General features: G+C 58.2%; 17 protein-coding genes. 5 read left to right on the plus strand and 12 right to left on the minus strand.

Features of this window, described 5'->3' with window-relative positions:
- Positions 1–187: 187 nt before the first annotated feature.
- The gene (locus tag EPN96_11710; GenBank protein ID TAL15636.1) at positions 188–790 is read right to left on the minus strand and encodes a hypothetical protein; all 603 of its coding nucleotides are present in this window, start codon (positions 788–790) and stop codon (positions 188–190) included.
- A 52-nt stretch (positions 791–842) separates the two neighbouring features.
- On the opposite strand from EPN96_11710, the gene uvrC reads away from it, so the two are divergent.
- Entirely contained in the window at positions 843–2684 is a 1842-nt protein-coding gene (gene uvrC, locus EPN96_11715) for an excinuclease ABC subunit UvrC (GenBank protein ID TAL15637.1), read from the plus strand.
- A gap of 35 nt (positions 2685–2719) precedes the next feature.
- Here the strand turns inward: uvrC and EPN96_11720 are convergent, their stop codons facing one another.
- Entirely contained in the window at positions 2720–4462 is a 1743-nt protein-coding gene (locus EPN96_11720) for a S1 RNA-binding domain-containing protein (protein ID TAL15638.1), read from the minus strand.
- Between the two features lie 90 nt (positions 4463–4552).
- Between EPN96_11720 and EPN96_11725 the strand changes: the two genes are divergently transcribed.
- Positions 4553–5179 (plus strand): threonylcarbamoyl-AMP synthase, encoded by a 627-nt coding sequence (locus EPN96_11725; protein TAL15639.1) that lies wholly within the window; start codon positions 4553–4555, stop codon positions 5177–5179.
- A 23-nt stretch (positions 5180–5202) separates the two neighbouring features.
- On the plus strand, positions 5203–7134 hold the full coding sequence (locus tag EPN96_11730; GenBank protein TAL15640.1) for a GNAT family N-acetyltransferase: 1932 nt from the start codon (positions 5203–5205) through the stop codon (positions 7132–7134).
- A 5-nt stretch (positions 7135–7139) separates the two neighbouring features.
- On the opposite strand, the gene EPN96_11735 is transcribed toward EPN96_11730, so the two are convergent.
- The 3 genes from EPN96_11735 to EPN96_11745 form a co-directional block, all read right to left on the minus strand.
- Positions 7140–9728: a cyclic nucleotide-binding domain-containing protein gene (locus EPN96_11735; GenBank protein ID TAL15641.1), complete on the minus strand. Its 2589-nt coding sequence runs from the start codon at positions 9726–9728 to the stop codon at positions 7140–7142.
- Entirely contained in the window at positions 9728–10327 is a 600-nt protein-coding gene (locus tag EPN96_11740; GenBank protein TAL15642.1) for a hypothetical protein, read from the minus strand. The genes EPN96_11735 and EPN96_11740 overlap by 1 nt, the downstream gene beginning before the upstream one ends.
- Positions 10328–10607: 280 nt before the next feature.
- Complete coding sequence (locus EPN96_11745; GenBank protein ID TAL15643.1) at positions 10608–11618, minus strand: potassium channel protein; 1011 nt, start codon at positions 11616–11618, stop codon at positions 10608–10610.
- 97 nt (positions 11619–11715) lie between these two features.
- On the opposite strand from EPN96_11745, the gene EPN96_11750 reads away from it, so the two are divergent.
- Together EPN96_11750 and EPN96_11755 are read left to right on the plus strand one after the other, a co-directional pair.
- The gene (locus EPN96_11750; protein ID TAL15644.1) at positions 11716–13071 is read left to right on the plus strand and encodes a DEAD/DEAH box helicase; all 1356 of its coding nucleotides are present in this window, start codon (positions 11716–11718) and stop codon (positions 13069–13071) included.
- Positions 13072–13090: 19 nt separating this feature from the next.
- A complete protein-coding gene (locus tag EPN96_11755; protein TAL15645.1) occupies positions 13091–13759 on the plus strand; it encodes a hypothetical protein in 669 nt (222 codons plus the stop codon).
- A gap of 13 nt (positions 13760–13772) precedes the next feature.
- On the opposite strand, the gene rsmA is transcribed toward EPN96_11755, so the two are convergent.
- From rsmA to EPN96_11790, 7 genes are all read right to left on the minus strand, one after another.
- Entirely contained in the window at positions 13773–14591 is an 819-nt protein-coding gene (gene rsmA / locus EPN96_11760; GenBank protein ID TAL15646.1) for a ribosomal RNA small subunit methyltransferase A, read from the minus strand.
- Complete coding sequence (tsaD, locus tag EPN96_11765) at positions 14588–15622, minus strand: tRNA (adenosine(37)-N6)-threonylcarbamoyltransferase complex transferase subunit TsaD (GenBank protein TAL15647.1); 1035 nt, start codon at positions 15620–15622, stop codon at positions 14588–14590. Before tsaD ends, rsmA begins: the two co-directional genes overlap by 4 nt.
- Before the next feature lie 180 nt (positions 15623–15802).
- A complete protein-coding gene (locus tag EPN96_11770) occupies positions 15803–17122 on the minus strand; it encodes a PhoH family protein (protein ID TAL15648.1) in 1320 nt (439 codons plus the stop codon).
- Positions 17123–17146: 24 nt separating this feature from the next.
- Entirely contained in the window at positions 17147–18289 is a 1143-nt protein-coding gene (locus tag EPN96_11775) for an aminotransferase class V-fold PLP-dependent enzyme (GenBank protein ID TAL15649.1), read from the minus strand.
- Between the two features lies 1 nt (position 18290).
- Entirely contained in the window at positions 18291–19142 is an 852-nt protein-coding gene (locus EPN96_11780; protein ID TAL15650.1) for an SPASM domain-containing protein, read from the minus strand.
- Entirely contained in the window at positions 19135–19548 is a 414-nt protein-coding gene (locus EPN96_11785) for a DUF1178 family protein (protein ID TAL15651.1), read from the minus strand. The genes EPN96_11780 and EPN96_11785 overlap by 8 nt, the downstream gene beginning before the upstream one ends.
- Positions 19549–20730 (minus strand): pyridoxal phosphate-dependent aminotransferase, encoded by a 1182-nt coding sequence (locus EPN96_11790; GenBank protein ID TAL15652.1) that lies wholly within the window; start codon positions 20728–20730, stop codon positions 19549–19551.
- Positions 20731–20850 lie beyond the last annotated feature (120 nt).

Genomic DNA, 20850 nt, shown 5'->3' on the forward strand with positions numbered 1-20850 from the left:
TATTCCATCAGGGACAAAGGTCAAAGAACCTTGCAAAAAGTCCGGATATATGGCTGCAATCGAACCTTTACACCTCACTTCAGCCCTTGCATCCAAAGGGGCGACCATATAGGAATCCAGCGGCATTTACAATTACTTATGACTCCTGCTTTCGCGTGAGTGACGGGATATATGCTCGAAGAAGTACTCAGCCCCGTTTGGAGCGCAGAATCCTTCCGGCGTCCAGTATCGCCTTCCCCATCGCCTCAAGCTGTTTGTCGGTAAGCCCTACCCTGTCGCCCTCGCGGAAGAGGAGCATCTTTCCCAGCGAGAAAGGTATCTCCACCTCGTCCCTGCCGAGAGCCTGCAAGGCCCTTTTGTCGAGCTTTCCTCCCCGCACGGACGTTCCCGTCAGCGCCAGAAAGAGGGGAAACATATTGTCGGCCTTTGCGAGCGCCCCCGGAGTTCCGGCGAGCTCTTCAACCCCTTTTATCGTCTCGGGGAGGGCGGGAGGGGTTTCGACGTTCAAAAGAGCCCGCAGAAATTCCGAGAAATGAGCCGCGTAAGCGAGCACGGCTATATCCGTCAGGTCTTCCTCGATGCGTTCGAGCGCGGAGGATATCTTTTTCATCTCCTCGGCGGATTTCTTCACCGCCGAGACCAGCGGGCCTCCTTTTGCGGTGAGGTCGCCTATCCTCCTGGAGGCGAGGCGCGCCCCGTAATAGGCCCCCCTGACCGAGTTCTGAATCCTGTTTACGCCGTCTTCAAGCCTGTAGAGGGCAAATGTTCCGTAATCGACGTTGCTTGACACCCTCTCCTCCTTTATTTGGATTTGCTACCCGCTTGGCGCTAATATACAGGTCATGGAGCTAAAGGCAAAGGCAGGACAATTCCCGGCCTCCCCCGGCGTCTACCTGATGAAGGACGAGGGCGGGAGGATAATCTACGTCGGCAAGGCCGTAAACCTGCGCGCAAGGGTGAAAAGCTACTTCCGCGAGGGGGCCGACGGGCGGCCGCAGATACCCCTCCTCATGGAGCGGGCCAGGGATATCGAGTTCATCGTCACGGAGTCCGAAAAGGAAGCCTTTTTCCTTGAGAACTCCCTCATCAAGCGCCACCACCCCCGCTTCAACGTAGACCTTCGCGACGACAAGACCTACTACTCGCTGAGGCTTCCCGTCAAGGACCGCTTCCCCCGGCTGACGCTGGTGAGGAAGGTAAAAGACGACGGGGCGCTCTACTTCGGCCCCTACTCCTCCGCTCGCGACCTTCACGACACCATTGACCTCATACACAAGGTTTTCCCGTTAAGACATTGTTCGGAAAGGGAATTTACGTCCCGAAAAAGGCCCTGCCTCTATCAGGCGACGAGAGGCTGCAAGGCCCCCTGCTCCGGCCTCATTTCCGAGGAGGAGTACCGCCACCTAGTCGATGAGGTCGTTCTCTTCCTCAATGGAAAAAACAAAAAGTTAATCCAGCTTCTAAAGAATGGAATGGAAAGAGCCGCCATAGAAGAGAGATTCGAGGAGGCGGCGCTCCTTCGCGACAGGATACGCGCCGTGGAGACCACTCTGGAGAAACAAAAGGTCGTCTCCCACGGAGGAATCGACAAGGATGTCGTAGGGTGGGTGCGCGAGGGCAGCGAGGCGCAGGCGGCGATTCTGGTCATACGCTCCGGCCTTCTTATCGACCGGCGCGGCTATTACATGAAAAACCTTTTCGAGGACGACGAGGAGACTCTCGCCGAGTTCGTCAGGCGCTACTACGGCGGAGAGAGGATAATCCCCGCGCAGATACTCCTGGGGACCGGCATCGGACACGAGGCTGAGGCTATCGGCGAGTGGCTGACGGAAAAGCGGGGCAAAAAGGTCACTATCCTTAATCCGCGCAGGGGCGAAGGTGTTTCCCTCCTCCGGCTGGCCGACAAAAACGCGAGAGAGCTGCTCGACCAGCGGAGAAAGAGCAAGGTGGGCTTTGAGACCGCGCTCGAAGAGCTGCGGGTCCGCCTCTCCCTCCCCCACCCTCCGCGGAAAATCGAGTGCTACGACATCTCCAACATACAGGGGACCGCCCCCGTCGCCTCGATGGTGGCCTTTCTCGACGGAATGCCGCTGAAAGAAGGGTACCGGAAGTTCTCGATAAAGTCGGTGGCGGGTCAGGACGATTTCGCGATGATGGCCGAAGTGATAAGGCGGCGGTTTTCCCGCTCCGAAGACGGGTGGGAGTGGCCCGACCTGGTGGTAATAGACGGCGGTCCCGGCCAGCTTTCGGCTGCGAAAGTTGCAATGGAAGAGGCTGGCGCGGGGCAGGTGCCGGTAATAGGGCTAGCCAAATCGCGCCCGATTCCCGGGGCGGAAGGGGTGAAAACCCCGGAGCGAATCTTCCTGCCGGGCAGAAAGAACCCCCTCATACTTTCCCGCAATTCCTCGGCCCTCTTCATACTCCAGCGCATCCGCGACGAGGCCCACCGCTTCGCCGTCGAGTACCACAGGAAGCGCCGCTCTACCTCCACGATATCCTCCGCCCTCGACGGAATAAGCGGCGTCGGCGTTGCGAGGAGAAAGGCGCTTTTAAAGCGCTTCGGCAGCGTAGCGGGGATTCTGCGCGCTTCGGCGGAGGAGATCGCCGGGGTCGAGGGAATCGGAAAGAATCTCGCGGAAACGATACTCAAAAGCCTCGGCGAAAAACAAAAGGGCCGCCCATAGCGAGCGGCCCTTCCGATGCGGTTTGATAATTTAAATCAGCTCTTCTCTTTAGAAGCCTTGAGAAGGTCGCCGAAGGTGCCGAAGGAAACCGTGTCGGAGCCTTTGTAGGTCTCGTATTCCTTCTGCATCTGGCGCTCGCGGTCGCGCACAAGGGCCTTGACGGAGAGGCGTATCTTCCTGCCGTTCTCCTCTATCTCCAGCACCTTTACGTCCATCTCGTCCTTGGGGCGAAGCATCTGGCCGTGGTCTGTGCCCTTCTTCGTGTTCATCTCGGCGTTGGGAATGAGCCCGAGGTGGCCGGAAGGCAGGCGGAGGAAGACGCCGAAATCGACTATTTTCTCTACGGTCCCGCGGATGACCTCGCCGGTGCGGGGCAGGCTGCCGAGCCCTTCCTGCAGCTTGTACTCCATCGAGAGGGATATACGGCGCTTCTCCGGCTCGACGGCGACGACTTCCGCCTCGACCTCGTCTCCGATATTTATCGCTTCCTTGGGGTGCTTGAGCCGCTTTTCGGTGCCCAGAGCGGAGATGTGGATCATCCCGTCGATGCCGGGTTCGAGGTTTACGAAGGCTCCGAAGTTGGTGAGCCTCGCAACCGTGCCCTTGACCTTCGAGCCTACGGGGAAGCGCTCGGCCACGGAGCTCCACGGGTCGCCTTCGAGAGCCTTGAGCGAAAGGCTGATCCTGTCTTTCTCCCAATCGACGCCGATAACCTTAGCGGTCACTTCCTGCCCCTCGGTGAGTATCTTGGCGGGGTCTTCCACCCTCTCCCAGGCCATTTCGGAGACCGGTATGAGGCCGTCCACGCCGCCAAGCTCGACGAAAGCGCCGAAGCTCTGCACGTTTCTTACCCTGCCGGTGACAATTTCGCCAAGGTTGATCTTCTTCTTGATCTCGTCGCGTTTGGTGACCATCTCGGCTTCGAGAAGAGCTCTTCTGGAGACGATTATGTTTCTGCCCTTGTCTTTGTATTCGACGACCTTGAAGGGATATATCTGCCCGACGTGTATTTCGGGTTCCTTGGGCCAGCGCAGGTCTATCTGGGAGAGCGGGCAGAAAGCCCGAAAATCGCTGACACGGACTTCAAAGCCGCCCTTTATCACCTTGGCCACCCTGCCCTCGACCGGGACTCCGGCGACAAAGGCGTCGTAGATGGCGGTGCGTGACTGCTCGCGGCGGCTGAGCCTGGTCGTCAGGTGTATCTCGCCGTCACGGAAGGCGAGAACGTAGGCTTCGAGTTCGGCGCCCGGCGCGGGCACGGGAGGACGTCCGGTTTCGTCCCTGGTCTCCGCTCCCTCGTCGGCGAATTCGACGCGGGCGATCGCGCCCTCGGACTTTCCGCCGAAACTGACGAAAACCCACTCGCTGGAGACGCTGACTACCGTGCAGGTAACCTTTTCTCCGGTTCTCGGGGTGCGCTCGGGCTTCGCGCCCTTTTCTTCGAGCATCTTCGCGAAATCTTCGGAGCTGTCTTCGGCGCTCTGAGCCGGAACTTCGGCGGCTTCGGCCGGCTGGACGGTCTCGGCGGTGGGGATTGTTTCTTCAGTGGCGGAGGTTATTTCTTCAGTGGCGGTCTCTGTTACCGCGGGTGCTTCTTCTTCCGCGGACTCCGGTTGGGGCGTCAGTTCATCGTTCATGGCGTTTCCTTCATGGGCCTCGCGGCGCGCGCCGCTGTCGCGCTCACTTGAGGCTGGCGGTATGTTCAGGCGGCGAAAGAGGGATTTTCCTTCGGTCATGTACCTTTTTGGGAGGGCCAAGGATACACGCCCTGTCGTCATTTTTTCAAGGCAAGTTATTTTCGATTAAATTGACTGGGCGCGAACGCTGGACTATGGTTAAGCACATAAACCTTTATCAGGAATGAGATCATGGCTTTACGACTTCAGGTGCATCCTCAGAATCCCCAGGGACGACACATAAAAAGGGCCGTCGAGATACTTCAGGGAGGAGGCGTCATCGCCTATCCTACCGACACCGTTTACGGCCTCGGCTGCGACATAACCCGGAAAAAAGGAATCGAGCAGATTGCGCGGATAAAGGGTCGGGACCCAAAAAAACCGATGAGCTTCGTCTGCTCGGACCTCGCCAACATAAGCGAATACGCCAAGGTCTCCAATTACGCCTATCGCCTGCTGAAGAGGTTTTTGCCCGGCCCATACACCTTCATCCTCGAAGCGACAAAAGAGGTGCCCAGGACCCTCCTCACCAAGCAAAAAACCGTCGGAATCCGCGTTCCGAACCATCAGGTGTGCCTCGACCTCGTAACCGCGCTGGGCAATCCGATAATCTCCACCAGCGCCAACGTTGCGGGAAGTGAGGCTATCGGAACTCCCGAGGAGATAGAGGAGATTCTGGGCTCAAGAATCGACCTGATTCTGGACAGCGGACCCCTTCCCTCCATCCCTTCGACCATAGTCTCCCTCGTTGACGACAGGATTGAAATTCTCCGCGAGGGGGCAGGAATAGCCGACTTTTTCAAAGAGCTCGAAGCTTAAAACGGCGCGCCGGAGACTTAAAGATGAATGAACGCTCGCTGATAGATCCCGACTGGAGAAAGAAATACGCGAAAAAAGTAATCAGCAGGGAAAGCGCGATTGCAAAAATCCCCAGGGGCGCGAAAATATTCATCGGCTCGGCCTGCGCGGAACCCCAGCACCTCGTGGAGGGGCTCATCTCCCAGGGGGCGAACGCGGCGGATTCCGAAATACTGCACATCCTTACCCTGGGCATCGCCCCCTACGCCGAAGAGAAGTTTCAGACCCTCTTTCGCCACAACGCCTTTTTCATAGCCGATAACACCAGGCAGGCGGTGCTCGAAGGGCGGGCCGACTACACTCCCGTCTTCCTCTCGGAACTCCCCGATCTTTTCCTGACCAAGAAGATACGCCTTGACGCCGCTCTCGTGCAGGTCTCGCCGCCGGACAGGCACGGCTATGTGAGCCTTGGAGTCAGCGTGGACGTGACGCGCTCTGCGGTGGAAAACGCGCGCTACGTCATCGCGGAGGTTAACGACCAGATGCCCCGCACTCTGGGGTATTCCTTCCTCCACGTAAACCAGATCGACGCGCTCGTCGAAAACTCCTCGCCTATAATCACCTATTCGGCTCCCCAGCCCGACGAGGTCGCCCTCCGGCTCGCCAGGATAATCGCCCTGCTGGTCGAGGACGGCTCTACCATCCAGATAGGAATCGGCGCGCTCCCCAACGCCGTAGTGCCCGCGCTGATGGATAAAAACGACCTGGGAGTCCACACCGAGATGTTCTCGGACTGGCTGGTGGACCTCGTAGAGGCCGGAGTGGTCACCAACCAGAGAAAGAACATCCACAGGGGGAAGGCAGTCACCTCTTTTTGCATGGGCACGAAGCGCCTTTACGATTTCATCGACAACAATCCGATGGTCTCCTTCCACCCCAGCGAATACACCAACGATCCCTTCATCATCAGGCAGCACGACAGAATGGCGGCCATAAACTCCGCTATGGAGATAGACCTGACGGGTCAGGTCTGCTCGGATTCGATCGGCCACCGGTTCTACAGCGGAATAGGCGGGCAGGTGGACTTCATCAGGGGGGCGTCGAGGAGCAAGGGGGGCAAGGCCATAATAGCCATCGCCTCCACCGTGAGGGACGGCGCCAAGTCCACCATTGTCCCCTTCCTGGCCGAGGGCTCCGGCGTGGTCACCACGCGCGGCTCGGTGCGCTACGTCGTCACAGAATGGGGCTACGTAGACCTTCACGGAATGACTATTCGGGAAAGAGTGATGGCGCTTATCGGCATAGCCCACCCGAAGTTCCGGGAATGGCTGCTGGAGGAGGCGAAGCGGCTCCGGTACATCTACCCCGATCAAAAACTGCCCGTCAGTTCCGAATACCCGGAGGATCTGGAAGACTGGGGGGTCTTCCGGCAGAAGAAGATTCATTTTCGCCCGATTCACCCCACCGACGAAAGGTATCTCAAGGATTTCTTCTACAGCCTCTCCGACGAATCGGTCTATATGCGCTACTTCTCCCACGTCCGCCTGATGCCCCACGAAAAATTGCAGGAGGAAGCCAATCTCGATTTTACGAACAAACTCACGATAGTCGCCATGACAGTAGACGGTGAGACGGAAGAGATGGTGGGAGTCGGCCAGTACGGCCTCGACCCGGCGACCAACGGCGGCGAAGTCTCGCTCAGCATCCGGGACAACTGGCAAGGCATGGGGATAGGAAGAAGGCTTCTGGGAATGCTGATCGAGGCGGGGCTCAGGCGCGGACTTGCCGAACTGACGGGTTACGTGCTCCCCGCCAACCGCAAGATGCTCCAGCTTTTTTTGTCCTTCGGCTTTAACTCCCGTTACGATTCAAACGAAGAGGCCTACATCCTTCATCTGGATATGGAGGAATACCGCAACCGCGGACAGAAGCCGAAAGTACCCGCCTCGCCCACTCCTATCGTAAAGGAAGAATAACAGCCCTAAAAGAAGGCGCCGAAGATTTTGATGTTGAAGAAGTGATAGTCGAGGGCGGCGGCGAGAAACAGGGTGAGAACCAGCGCCGTAAGGGTATGGACGGTAAAAGTACCCCTGAACCCCTCCCGCTGCTTGCCGAGGCGGTTGAGCAGAAGAAGCGTCCACAGAAACCCCAGCCAGAGGGCGCTGTGCTGGAAGAGCCGTATCCACCCTTCGTGCAGTTTCCAGTCTACCGACTTCAGTATGTCCAGCCCCAGCTTCTCACCGATAAGCCGTATCAGCACGTCGCCGAGCTCGAATAAAAAGTAGAGGTGGTACGACAAAAACCCCATGAAGACGATGGGAAGGTATGCCTGCCCGTATCTCGACAAATGTCTTGTAAACGAATCCTTGTCGGAGAGTTTGCCGAGAAACGACACGAACAAAAGAGCCAGCACGAACGCGGCCGTGAAGAGGATGAAGAGGAGGGTCATACCGGTAACTACCGGCATCTGCATCTCCCGCAGCCAGCCTTTTCCCAGAAGCTCGCACCCGAGGGCTCCCATCATCGCGAAGGTGAAGATGCTGAGGTCGGCCTTGCCGCCCGTCTCCCAGATTTCCCTGCCGGGTATGCGCAGGTTGAGGTTAAGCGAGCGGTGCTGGCAGTTCTTGACGCACGAGCCGCAGAGCTTGCACGAAAGATTTGAGTCCACAGCAGGGGCGAGGAGGAAGAGAGGGCAGCCCTTGCGCTCGCCGGTGCCGGTGTAGCACTGGTGGCCCGCGCACCTCGCGGTGCAGACGTTCTTGTCGGCGCGAAGCTCGAAGGGGGAAAGGCGCGCGAAGAGCCCCATCATTCCTCCGAGACCGCAAAAATAGGCGCACCACCCCTGCCTTTCGTAAAAGACGGAGAAGAGAAAGGAGAAAAGCATCATGCCCGCGAGAAGCCATCCCAGCCGTAGCGGGAAGTTCCTCATCTCGAAGGTCATCTCCATCCACATGATAATCAGCGCCACGGCCATAATCACCCAGCCGGAGAATCTTCGCAGCGACTGGGGGAAGAGCCTCTCCTTCTTCTTCGGGAAGAGAAATTTCGCCGCCTCGCCTATGCTTCCCATCGGGCAGATGGTGCACCAGAAACGCGCCCAGAAAAAGGAGCCCGCGACCATCAGCGGCCAGCCCAGAGCCCAGCTGTAGACGGAGCCGATGTTGGCTTCGGGTTTTTTGGGCCCGAAGATGAGAAAGGCGACCAGAATCACGAAAAAGGGCGTCACTGTCCACTGAATGACCGCCGGAAAATACGCGGACCGGAAGAGCTTGTAGATCCAGTCGAAACGCAGGAGGTCTATCTTGCCCCTCGCCTCGACCTTCCTGAAATCGAGGAAAATATCCTCGGCTTCCAGCACCGGGCCGTTCGCCAGGACTATCCCCCGCTTTATCGTCTCCGCCAGTTCCGCGTCGTTGCCCGGCCAGTTGTGATCGAGGAGGACCTTTATCGTCCTGTCGCTGGCGCAAACGGTTTCCTTCTCAAGCTCTCTGGCGTACTTCTCCAGATAAAAGCAGACGTGGTCGGGAATGTCCTTCTTGCGCTCCCGGAGGGGCGGGATGTGGAAGGAGCGGGTGGAGAAATACTCCGCCAGCTCGGGAATGAGCCTGCCGTCTTTCTGCAACTCACCGGGGTTGTGGAGAGAGGCGCAGATAAGCCTCGGCCCCGGCTCCCAGGCGCCCATTATCGCGGCCTGCGAGTATTTCAGGTCTACGATGTGCCGCCAGAGCTTTTTCTGGGCCTCTTCTCCGAGCCTTTCGATTCCGAGAAGGAAAAGGGTTCCCGCCCGCCCGAGTTCCAGAAGGCCGCTCTTTCTTCTTCCGCTTTCCTCCCAGCCGAAAAGGACCTGCGCCGGGGTGAGAGGCTCTTCCCTGCCGCCGGGGTAAAGGGATTCTTCGCGGTAGAAGTTTGCGATGAGATAAACCGAGCGGAAGCGGTCGCTGAGGTGGAAGACCGTCCTGCCGAACTGTCTCTTCCCCACGCCGCTCTCGCCCCAGACCAGAAGCGAATCCCCCGATCTGGCGAGCCTCTTTATCTCCTCTTCGTTTCGCTTGTAGAACTTTGTCTGGTCGAAGTTGGGATGGGAGAGGTCGGAATCCATATCGACCCGTCCGACAATCTCGAAAAGCTCCGAGCGCCGCTCCTCTGTCTGGGCCAGCCTCCCGTCGAGCTTGAGCATCCGTTTTGCGAGGAGCCGTGACAGGTTCATGGCAAGCGCCGGAGATCGCGCCATCATCGATTCAAGAAATTCGAGGCGGAAAAATACGGCCGTGGAGTCTTCCTCGGCGACGTAGACGTTGGAGGAAGCCATGTCCATCTCGCCCAGAGCTATCCTTTCGCCGAAGATATCCCCCGGCAAAAAGACGTCCAGCTCTATTTCGCCGCCGTTCTCCCTGCGGGCTACGAGACGGACCTTGCCCTCTATGAGGACGAAGAGGCCGAGCCCCCCTTCCCTCGGGAAAGGCACCATTTCGCCCTTGGACAAGAAGCGCCGCGAGGCCTCGGCGAAAATCTCCGCCATGTGCGCAGGGCCTATGTCCCTGAAGAGTTCGCAGTCCGCCAGACGTTCCATTAGTTGACGGCCCTTTTAAGGGAACTTTGGCCGGAGGCAAGCTCACAGGCAAGCTCGGCTCCGAGCCTCTTGGCCTCGTCCGCCTGTTCGTGAGTGTGGCCGTAGCGCGGGAAGTGGTTCTTGATAAGGGGCATTTTCTCCGGGTTTTTGCCCATGAGGACCAGAAAGACACCTATGGAGCGCCAGGGCTCTTTCAGCGGATGAGTGAAGACCAAAGGTCCTTCCGGTTTCCCCCCCAGGGCGAGTATCGCTTTTTTAAGTTCCCACCAGTGAAGTTTCCAATAGCTCCGGCAGGAGATGAGAGGGATTACGGTTTTACCGCGCAAAATCCATTTCCCCTCCTTGTCTAGCCAGGCGAGCACGGGTCCGCTGGGGTTGAAGGACCAGGTCGGCCCTCCGACAATCACAACGTCGGGCTCGAAGGAGGAGGAAGCGCTCTCCAGCACGGGGTCTCGTATCTTGAAAAGCGTTCGGAACATCATCCAGGCGGTCATCAGTACAGAGGGAAAGGGGAAGGGAATCTTTTTTACAGGGTGCAGGCGAAGAACGGATACCGATCCGCCCGCCTCGGCGAAACCGTCGGCGAAAGCGCGAACCAATTTTGTAGTCTGTCCGCTCAGAGAGTAATAAACGCAGAGAGCCTTGGGCTTTGGCGTTTTGGCCTGCATTATGTAAGGGCTTTCAGGTCCGGCGACGTGTTTTTTAAATTTATTGGGCTGGCAAAAGCATTATTCACGCCGTTAATATAATACCTGAAAACCTCTTTTTCAGCCAAAAATTATATTTTTTACATTTTTCTATGAATCGAAAAACCCTGTATCAGCTTTAATAAAACGTCGTTTAATTACTATTTGTTTTTTCTTGAAATAATATTGATTGTCACGCCTCGGAGATGATCTTTTCAAGAATGTTGAGCTGGGAGCGGTCGCCGATTGCGACCAGCCTGTCTCCCTCCTCGATAATAGTTTTGGCGCTCGGGTTGAACTCCATGTGACCGCTGCGGCGCTTGACGGCCACGATTATTATGTCGAGATCGGAGCGGATTTTGCTGTCTACGAGTGATTTTCCCGCGAGATTCGACAGCATCGGGACGAGTATCTCCTCCATCTGGAGGCCGAGACTCTCGGACTGGGTGGCGAGCTCGATAAAATCTATGACGGCGGGCCGGAGGGCGGCCATCGCCATCCTGGTGCCCCCGATGATGTAAGGCGATATCACCTTGTCCGCTCCGGCGCGCTGCAGTTTCAGCCTCGACCTCTCCTCCTCGTAGCGCGCGATTATAAAGAGCTTTGGATTCATCTCGCGGGCCGAGAGGGTTATGAAGAGGTTTTCCGCGTCGGTCTGGAGGACGGTTATAAGTCCCTTGGCCCTTTCAATCCCCGCCTCTCTGAGTATCAGGTCTTCGGTCGCGTCGCCGAGTATCACCGGAAAGTCGGGGGGGAGCTTTCTTACCGCCCCCTCGTCCCGCTCGATGGCGACGAAAGGCATCGGCCTCTTTTCAAACTCGTCAGCTATCAGCCTGCCTATCCTGCCGAGTCCGCATATTATGTAATGGTCGGAAAGTTTTTTAATCTTAGACATCGTCCTTCTTCTCCCGAGGGCTTTTTGTATCTCGCCCTCGATGATCATCCGGCTGAAAGTGCGGAGCCAGTAGGTGCCGACGGTTATACCGAGGAGTATGTAGAAGATTACGAACACCCTGCCGGAGGGGGACATAGGCTTCGGCTCGCCGAAACCCACCGTGGAGAGTGTTATAATAGTCATGTAAAAGGAGTCCACGAAGCTCCACCCCTCGATGAGGCGAAACCCCGTCGCGCCTATGACCACGAGGGCGATAAGCGCACAAAGCATATAGATAAGCGCGTTTTGCGGCTTGGAGGACCAGGGCATCTTTTACGCTCCGGTTGACGTAACCATGATTTAAGAATAGATTCTCTTTGGTTTATTTCAAAACGGCAACATTAATTACTCAAGAAAAGTCCACTAAATGAAATTATCGGAAATCAAGTTTTCAGACCTGGAAATTACGGACCCCCTCCTCAACGCCGTCACCGCCTGCGGTTTTGAACACCTCACCGAGGTGCAGGCCCTCACGATTCCCACGACCCTTAAGGGGAAAGACCTCGCGGTCCAGTCGCAGACCGGTTCGGGCAAGACCATCGCCTTTCTGGTGCCGATCTTCGACAGGCTCCTTCGCACCGAGAAGAGAAAATCGATCGGCGTCTGCCCCAGGGCGATAGTCATCACCCCTACCCGCGAACTCGCCGTTCAGGTCGCGAAGGACGCCCAGATGCTGGTCGACGGCGGCCACCTCCCCTTCCGCATCCTGCTCGCCTACGGCGGAGTAGACTATGCGAAGCAGCGGGAAGACATACGGCAGGGGGTAGACCTCCTCGTCGGAACGCCGGGAAGGCTCATCGACTACCTCAAGCAGAGGGTCTTCAACCTCGCTTCGGTGGAGATCGCCGTCATCGACGAAGCGGACCGCATGTTCGACATGGGGTTCGTCGCCGACATCAGGTTTCTTCTCAAGAGGATGAGCAAGTACGACGAGCGCCAGTCGATGCTTTTCAGCGCGACCCTCAGCGACAGGGTGATGGAACTCAGCTACGAGTACATGAACGTCCCCGAACTGGTCGAGGTCACCCCTGAGAAGGTCGTGGCGGACCGCGTGGAGCAGATACTCTACCATCTCGGCTCCGACGAGAAACTGAGCTACCTCATCGGCCTTTTGTCGAAGGGGGATATGTCGAAGGTAGTCCTCTTCGTAAACACCAAGCATCAGGCCGAGAAGGTCGCAAAGACCCTTACCCTCAACGGCTACCCGGCTTCCGTCCTCAGCGGCGACGTGCCCCAGAACACACGCCTCAAGGTCCTGAAGCGCTTCTCCGACGGCGATATACAGGTTCTCGTCGCCACAGACGTAGCTTCGAGAGGTCTTCACATCGAAAACGTCACCCACGTAGTCAACTACGACCTTCCGCAGGACGTAGAGGACTACGTCCACCGCATCGGGCGCACCGCGCGCGCCGGCAAGAGCGGCAAAGCGATAGCGCTGGCCTGCGAAAACTACGTCTTCATCCTCCCAGAGATCGAGGAGTACATCGGACACAAGATACCGGTGGGAGAACTCGACCCGGCGCTCTTTTTGCCCTATAAAAAGCCCCCCTTCGAGCCCCGGAAATTCAGCGGCCCCCCCGGCAGGGGCGGCGACAGAGGCCGAAGCGGTCCCGGCGGACGCGGCGGCCCCGGAGGTAGGGGCGGCCCCGGAGGCCGAGGAGGCTCCGGCGGGCAGCAGAAGAGAAGCGGGGGACAGGGACGAAGCGGCGGACGTTCGAGGTAACCGTAATGACTGAACGTAAATGTTAGCCAGGCGTACTGCCCCAACGGTCAAACGGACAGGATATTCGGGGCTTTTACCCCTTATCGCGCTGGCGCTCCTTTTCTCGTCCTGTACCTCTGCTTTTAAAAGCCCATACCCTCCGAGGTGGGGCAAGCTTAGACCTTCGCCGGAAGGAGGCTGCCAAGACGTAAGCGGCTCTTATGACAATGAAGGCAAGGACTCCGGTTTTGAGAATAACATCGGTTCTTCGGGGATGTCGTTTGACTGGATATTTTTACCGGATACCTTCTATGGGGGGAGGAGCGATTACATAACTTTAGAGATGAAACCTCCATCGCAGCTTATTTACAGGGGCTTCCTGCCCAATGGGAAACTGAATTTCGAGAAAAGTGGCCAGTATGAGTGCGTTAACGGGGGTGTAGCGGTCAAAAGCAACAGGATTGATAGGGACTGGGTGAATTCTTTAAAGCTTTTGGAGATTTTAGGCAAAGAAACCGCGACGTTCACTTTCAGAAAAACCGTCAACGGAGAATTGGCGGTTTCCCTGGAGGGCAAAAAAACCGGTCTGTTGTGCATTAACGTCGGCTGTTGCGGAATGCCCATCGGAACAATGTCTCAAGAACGCGAAAGATGGTATCTCTTCAAGCCAGCAAATCGACTTAAGGTACAAAAACCAGGACTTCCTTAACTGTTCGCCCATCCTACGATTCTACGATATTTTCGACCCTGAATATCTCGTTCGCAAGCCGTATCCACTGCGCCGAGTCCAACTCCTCCGGCCTTTCCGTTCCCTTCAGCCCCACCCTTTGCAGAACCTCGTCCCCTTCCCCGAGACGGTCCCTGAGGCAGTTTCTGAGCATCTTTCGCCTGTGCTGGAAGCTCTCTCCGACGATCGACCAGAGGGTCTCCTCGTCGTCGATGGGAAGCACGGTCTTCGAGAGAGGGTCGAGGCGTATCACGGCGGATTCTACCTTCGGCGGAGGCCGGAAAGCGCCCGGAGGAACCTTCATAATTACTTTAACGTCGCAGAATATCTGGGCGAGCACGCTTAGGTTTCCGCGCACCCTGCCGCCCGGCCCGGCGGCAATCCTCTGGGCCACCTCTTTCTGGAACATGAGAGTCATCGACTTGAAGGCGCGGCGCTCTTTGAGCAGCAGAGCGAGGAGGGGGCCGGAGATGTTGTAGGGAAGATTGGCGACAAGCCGGAAGGGTTCCCCGGCGGATTTTGCGAGTTCTATGTAATCCGTCTTGAGGGCGTCGCCCTCGATTATCTCCACCCCCTCGAAGCCGCCTTCCCGGAGGTGCTCGATCATCCGCCGGTCGGTCTCCACGGCCCAGACCCGCGCCCCGGCGTCGAGGAGCGCCCTTGTAAGTCCTCCCGGCCCCGGCCCTATCTCCAGCACCGCCTCGCCGGGAATTACCCCGGCCAGCCTTACGATTTTACCGAGAATGTTCTTGTCGAAGAGGAAGTGCTGACCGAGGGACTTTTTGGGCGAGGGAGCGAGTGGCGCAGCGCTCATCGGGCGGCGCTTTCTTCCAGCGGCCAGGTCGGGACGGCGTTGAGGCCGAGGTCCGCCCTCACCCCGGCGAGGAACCGGAGTCTTCCGGCCGAGGCGACCATCACCGCGTTGTCGGTGCAGTAGCGAGGCCGGGGAATCATGACGTTCAGACCTTTTCTTTGGGCCTCGTCGAGAAGCTTTTGGCGAAGGCGCGAGTTGCACGCAACGCCGCCGCAGACGACGATATCGCTGACCCCGGTGTGTTTAGCGGCCCGGACGGTCTTCTTGACGAGTACGTCCACCACCGCGTCCTGGAAGGAGGCGCAGGTGTCGAAAAGCTCCTGCCCTTCGAGGCCTTTAAGATACTTTTCAACGTGGGTGCGGAGGGCCGTCTTCAACCCCGAAAAGGAGAAGTCGAAGCCGCCTTTGTTCAGGAGCGGTCTCGGGAAATTGAAGCGCTTCGGGTCGCCCTTTTTGGCGAGATTGTCCACCACGACGCCGCCCGGATAGCCAAGCCCCAGTATCTTGGCTACCTTGTCGAAGGCCTCGCCCGCCGCGTCGTCCAGGGTCTGCCCTATCAACACGTACTTCCCCCCGCCGAGCGAGTGGTAGAGCGAGGTGTGACCGCCTGAGACCACGAGGCCGATGAAGGGCTTGTCGCCCCTGCCGCGCCAGCAATCCTCGACGAAAACCCCCGCGATGTGGGCCTCCAGGTGGTTTACGGGAACGAGGGGAATATCCGTCGCGAAGGAAAGGGCTTTCGCGAAACTCACGCCGACCAGAAGCGCCCCCACTAGGCCGGGCCCCTGGGTTACGGCGATCGCCGAGAGCTCTTCGAGCGAAACCCCGGCCTTCAGAAGGGCTTCCGTCACTACGGGGATTATCGCCTCGGTGTGAGCCCTGCAAGCCAACTCGGGGACAACGCCGCCGTACCTGGCGTGTATCTCGTTCTGGCTCGCTACGACGTCCGAAAGCACCCCGCTCTCGCCGCGAAGGACCGCCGCGGCGGTCTCGTCGCAGGAGGATTCGATTGCCAGGATAAGGGTTTCCAAACTTAAAACATTCCTTTATTCTTACTCGTTAACGCAGCTGAAGGCTGCAGAAAAACGTCGTGAGAAGCCCCGGTTACAAGGAGACGCGCAGCGAGAAGCGAGACATAACAGGGTGTTAGGCGAGCGCCGAGCGAGCACGCGACGCCGTAAACGGGGCTCGCAACAGTTTTTCTCAGCCTTCTAAAGCAGTTCAGCCGCAAGTTCCGCAAGGTCCGAACGCTCTCCCTTGGTAAGGGTGACATGCGCGGAAGCGGTTTGCCCCTTGAACCTCTCGACGAGGAAACTCAGCCCATTACTGGTCGAATCGATGTAGGGGTTGTCGATCTGGTAGGGGTCGCCGGTGAGAACGATTTTCGTCCCCTCGCCCGCGCGGGTGATTATCGTCTTCACCTCGTGGGGGGTAAGGTTTTGCGCCTCGTCTACGATTATGTACTGGAAGGGGATGGAGCGGCCCCTGATGTAGGTCAGCGGCTCCAGCGCCATCATGTCCATCTCGATGAGTTCCTCGTAGCCCCTGCGCTTCTTGCCGTCGCGCCCCTCGACGCCCGCGAAGAGAAACTCCACGTTGTCGAAGATAGGCTGCATCCAGGGGCGTAGCTTCTCCTGCACATCGCCGGGGAGAAAGCCGATGTCTCTTCCCATCGGAAAGATCGGCCTGCTCACCAGCAGGCGCTTGTAGACCTGTTCTTCGACGGTCTTCTGAAGTCCCGCCGCAATCGCCAGAAGGGTTTTTCCGGTTCCCGCCCTGCCCACCAGCGTCACGAGGTGGAGGTCGGGGTTCAAAAGGGCGTCGAGGGCGTATCTTTGCTCGCGGTTCTTCGGGTGAAGGCCCCAAATCTCTTTCGGGAGGCGCAGCGCGACCACCTCGCCGTTCTTTACGTGGCGTCCGAGGGCGGTATGGTTGGGGTCGGTCTCGTCGATTATGCTGACAAACTGATTCGGGTAAAGCCCTTCCCCCGCCCTGAGCTGAAGCCTGCCGTCCTTGAAGAAGGAATCCACGTCGGCCTTCGGCGCGTAAACGCTCTCGGTGCCGGTGTAGAGATCTTCGATGTTTGCGACCTTGCCGCGCTCGTAATCCTGGGCGTTCAGGCCGAGGGCGTTCGCCTTTATGCGAAGATTGGTATCCTTGGTGACGAAGACGACGGGCAGGCTCTCGTCCCGCATGAGGGCGAGGCAGACGGCCAGAATCCTGTTGTCCGCCTTTTCGCTGATGAGTTCCTTCGGCAGCAAGCTTACGGCGTCCGCGCCGAAGCTGACGCGCACGATGCCCTCGGCTGTTCCCAGACTCACCCCCTTGCGGAGGTCGCCGGTCTCCCGGAGCTTGTCGAGATAACGCGAAATTTGGCGGGCGTTTCTGCCCGTCTCGTCTACGTTTTTCTTGAACCTGTCTATTTCCTCTATTACCGAGATCGGGATGTTGACGTTGTTTTCCTCGAAGGCGTGAATGGCTTCCGGGTCGTGGAGGAGGACGTTGGTGTCGAGGACGAAATTCTTGATCATTCATCCCTTTCTTAGTCAGGAGGTTCACTTCAGGTTTGAGAGTTTTATGAGTGCGTCGCAGAGCGCGTCGGCGTCGGCGATGGTGTTGAAGGGGCCGAAACTGGCGCGCACGGCCCCGCCGGGGAAGGTCCCTATGGTCTTGTGGGCGTCCGGGGCGCAGTGAAGGCCGACCCTCACCGCAATTGAAAACACTTCGTCGAGCGCGTACCCGAGGTGCGCGCCGTCAACGCCTTCGAGGTTGAAAGAGACCACGGCGACCCTTTTTTCAGGGTCTTTCGGGCCGTATTCCCAAAGCCCCTTGATCTCTTTGAATCTTGCGAGGAGGTGGGAAAGTATCTCCAGCTCCCCCTTCCGGATATTCTCCACCCCCTTTTCGAGGAGCCAGGAGATTCCCGCTCCGAGACCGGCAATTCCGGGGGTGTTCATCGTCCCTGCCTCCAGCCTCTCGGGGAAGACCTCCGGCATCTGCCGGGATTCGCTGGCGAAGCCGGTGCCGCCCTCCATGAGAGGGGCGAGGTCTATCGAGGGGGAGACGTAGAGAATGCCGGTGCCCTGCGGTCCCAGAAGCCCCTTGTGGCCCGGCGCGGTCAGCATGGATACCCCGTCGCGCACCACGTCTACCGGCACAACTCCGGCGGTCTGAGAAGCGTCGAGAAGGAGCGCGACCCCCCTTGTTTTGCAGATTTCGCCGACTCTTTTGAGGTCCAGCAGAGCGCCGGTGACGTTGGAGCCGTGGGTAAGGGCGACGAGGCGGGTTTGAGGCTTTATAGCCCTTTCGACCGCTTCGGGCTCGATAATGCCGGTCTTATCCGCCGTTACCGTGGAAACCTCAACGCCGGACTGCCGGAGGGCGTGGAGCGGGCGAAGGATGCTGTTGTGCTCCATTGAGGAGGTGACGACGTGGTCACCCGGTTTGAGGGAAAACCCCTTCAGAGCGATGTTTATAGCGTGGGTCGCGTTGGAGGTGAAGATTATGCGCGAGGAATCGCCCGCGCCGAGGAGCTTTGCCGCCAGTTCTCTCGTTTCGTGGATTATCCGCGCCGCGCTGAGGGCGCTTCCGTGACCCGAGCGGCCCGGATTCGCGCCGAGGCGCAGCGCTTCGTCGGCGGCTCTGTAGACAGCCTCGGGCTTGGGGTGTGAACTTGCGGCGTTATCCAGATAGATCATTTCAGTTCCTCGGTCCCTTGCAGGACCCGTCCCGCCTGCCGTCGCCGGGAGCCAGGCCGGGGCACCCTCCCCGGCATAGCGAGGCCAGAGAGCAGGGCGAGCACTCCCCGGGCAGCCTTGAAAGCTCTTCCCGGATTCTAGCTCTTTCTTCGGATTTCCATAACTCTTTCATGGAGTGCTCCAGAAGATTCCCCAGTTCCAGAGGGAGCGTCCGGCAGACGAGGAGATTCCCCTTCACATCGACGTGCGCCAGAGTCTGGCCCCCGGCGCAGCCGGGGTAGCCTGAAAAGGGATTTTGCCCCATCTCCTCGGAAAGGAAGAGATCGTGAATTTTCAGCGGAATATGTCCGGGTCTTCCTCTGCTTTCCCAAATCCTTACAACCTTTTCGATTGTCTCCCCGGAAAGAGGGGCCGCGGGCCGGCAGGGATTCAGCACGCTAAGCCCCCCGCCCTCCATCGCAAATCCCAGCGCCTTTTCAAAATCCGAAAGCCCCTCGTCCGTTGACCACAGCCCCCAGGAAAATTCCCTCGCCTTTTTGACCGTCTCCTCGAATTCGCCCCTCTCGGGATAGGGCGGGAGCAAGGTCAGGGAGACGTTCCCTATCCAGTCGTCCCCGCACTCCCGAAGCACCCTAAGAATCGTCGGCCAATCCGCCGCGAGACCGAAACGGACACGGCGAAGGGTCAGAAGTTCCCGGTGGAAACCGCAAAATCCGGGTACCGCCGGAAAATCCAGATGCGCTTCGATAAAGAGAGGCTTTCCATCGACGATTTTTCCCCATAGGGCTCTCGCCGTCTGGATATCGGCGGGGATATCCCAGGTGACTCGCAGGGGGGAGGTAAGTTCAGGCATCGTATTTCGGAAGAGCCACCTTGAAAAACTCTATGCCTTCGTCGGTGAGCGCTTCTTCCTCGGCGGGGGTGGTGATGCCCCTTATTGATCTGGCCGGGGCCTCGTCGTTTTTCATCTTTTTGGCCTCTTCGGCGAAACTTTCGCCCACGTACTCGAAGTTTTTCTCGACGAAATCGCCGAGGGCGCGGTAATAAGAGAGCGCCTCGACCTTCGACTGTAGGTTTTGTGGAAGATGGTTCTTCTGCACGTGAACCGCTGCCTTGCTGGGAAGCTTTCTGATTTTCACCGACTCGCAAAGCGGGCAGGCGATGGCCGAGGAGGAGAGCTGTCCGTCGAAATCCTCGCGGTTTTTAAACCAGCCCTCGAATCTGTGGCCGTTATCGCATTCAAGATCGAAAGTAATCATTTACGCTCCGGCGCGTCCCAGGTTGTCAACGTAGATCTTAAGCCTGTCCATGCCTTCTTTTATATTGGCGATGGAGTTGGCGTAGGTGAATCTTATATACCCCTCGCCGCCGCTTCCGAAATCTATTCCCGGCGTGCAGCCGACACCGGCGTGTTCGAGGATGTCGAAGGCCAGCCTGTAGGAATCGGGGCTCAGGTGGCGGGCATTTACGAATACGTAGAATGCTCCCGTAGGGTGACAGCGGAAAGTAAACCCCATCTCCTCAAGCCTTTTTATCATGTACGTGCGCCGGGACCCATAAGTTTTAACCATCTCGCTCACGTATTCCGAGGTTTCAAAGAGGGCCGTTATTCCCGCCCTCTGGACGAAGGAGTTTGCGCAGATGTAAAAATTCTGCGCCATCTTCTGGATCGGTCTCACGAACTCGGGAGGCGCTATCATAAACCCCAGCCGCCATCCCGTCATAGCGTAGAGCTTGGAAAAGCCGTTTATCACGAAGGCGCGGTCGGTAAATTCCAGAATAGTGTGCTCCCGTTCCCCCTCGTAGACGAGGCCGTGGTAAATTTCATCGCTGACGACGTAGCTCCCCGCGGATTCGGAAATTTTCGCTACCTCGGAAAGCCTCTCCCCGCTGATGAGGGTGCCCGTGGGGTTCGCCGGAGAGTTTATCAGAATCGCCTTCGTCCGGTCCGTCACGTAGGGCAGCATCTCCTCGGGCACGAACTGGAAGGATTCCTCCTCCCGGACGGGCACGTAGACCGGCTTGCCGCCCGCGAATTCTATCATCGGCGGATAGGAGGCATAGTGGGGATTGGAGAGGACGACCTCCTGTCCGGGGTCGATGAGCGCCGCGAAGGTCATGTAGAGCGCCGGAGAGGAGCCGGAGGTTATAATCACCCTCTCGGGGTCCACGTCTACGCCGTATCTGGCGCGGTAGTGGACGCTTATGGCGGCCCGAAGCTCGTGAATGCCGAGACTGTGGGTGTAGTGGGTCTGTCCGCTCTCCAGAGCTTCGGCCAGAGCCCTTCGCACCGGCTCCGGGGTGTCGAAATCGGGTTCCCCCACCTCCAGGTGGACGATATGCCTCCCCGCCCGCTCAAGCGCGTTGGCCGCCTCCAGAACGTCCATCGCGATAAAGCTCGGCATCTTTCTGGTTCTTTCCGAGACGGGGTCGTTTAGCATATTCCCTCCGGACTCTCACAGGCTGTATGATATTCATTCTCGCGTAAGGCTTCGACGGACAAGCCGCCGAGGACGCGAAAGGTTTTCTTCACCTCAGGCAAACTACGGTCTTGAAGCAGG

It is taken from the genome of bacterium (assembly GCA_004322275.1).
GTDB lineage: Bacteria > Desulfobacterota > Deferrisomatia > Deferrisomatales > BM512 > SCTA01.

Excerpts from the sequence above, each read along its gene's own strand:
- uvrC (TAL15637.1), top strand. The coding sequence starts at position 843 with ATGGAGCTAAAGGCAAAGGCAGGACAATTCCCGGCCTCCCCCGGCGTC.
- EPN96_11720 (TAL15638.1), bottom strand. The coding sequence starts at position 4,462 with ATGACGACAGGGCGTGTATCCTTGGCCCTCCCAAAAAGGTACATGACC.
- EPN96_11725 (TAL15639.1), top strand. The coding sequence starts at position 4,553 with ATGGCTTTACGACTTCAGGTGCATCCTCAGAATCCCCAGGGACGACAC.
- EPN96_11730 (TAL15640.1), top strand. The coding sequence starts at position 5,203 with ATGAATGAACGCTCGCTGATAGATCCCGACTGGAGAAAGAAATACGCG.
- EPN96_11735 (TAL15641.1), bottom strand. The coding sequence starts at position 9,728 with ATGGAACGTCTGGCGGACTGCGAACTCTTCAGGGACATAGGCCCTGCG.
- EPN96_11745 (TAL15643.1), bottom strand. The coding sequence starts at position 11,618 with ATGCCCTGGTCCTCCAAGCCGCAAAACGCGCTTATCTATATGCTTTGT.
- EPN96_11750 (TAL15644.1), top strand. The coding sequence starts at position 11,716 with ATGAAATTATCGGAAATCAAGTTTTCAGACCTGGAAATTACGGACCCC.
- EPN96_11755 (TAL15645.1), top strand. The coding sequence starts at position 13,091 with ATGTTAGCCAGGCGTACTGCCCCAACGGTCAAACGGACAGGATATTCG.
- rsmA (TAL15646.1), bottom strand. The coding sequence starts at position 14,591 with ATGAGCGCTGCGCCACTCGCTCCCTCGCCCAAAAAGTCCCTCGGTCAG.
- EPN96_11770 (TAL15648.1), bottom strand. The coding sequence starts at position 17,122 with ATGATCAAGAATTTCGTCCTCGACACCAACGTCCTCCTCCACGACCCG.
- EPN96_11775 (TAL15649.1), bottom strand. The coding sequence starts at position 18,289 with ATGATCTATCTGGATAACGCCGCAAGTTCACACCCCAAGCCCGAGGCT.
- EPN96_11780 (TAL15650.1), bottom strand. The coding sequence starts at position 19,142 with ATGCCTGAACTTACCTCCCCCCTGCGAGTCACCTGGGATATCCCCGCC.
- EPN96_11785 (TAL15651.1), bottom strand. The coding sequence starts at position 19,548 with ATGATTACTTTCGATCTTGAATGCGATAACGGCCACAGATTCGAGGGC.
- EPN96_11790 (TAL15652.1), bottom strand. The coding sequence starts at position 20,730 with ATGCTAAACGACCCCGTCTCGGAAAGAACCAGAAAGATGCCGAGCTTT.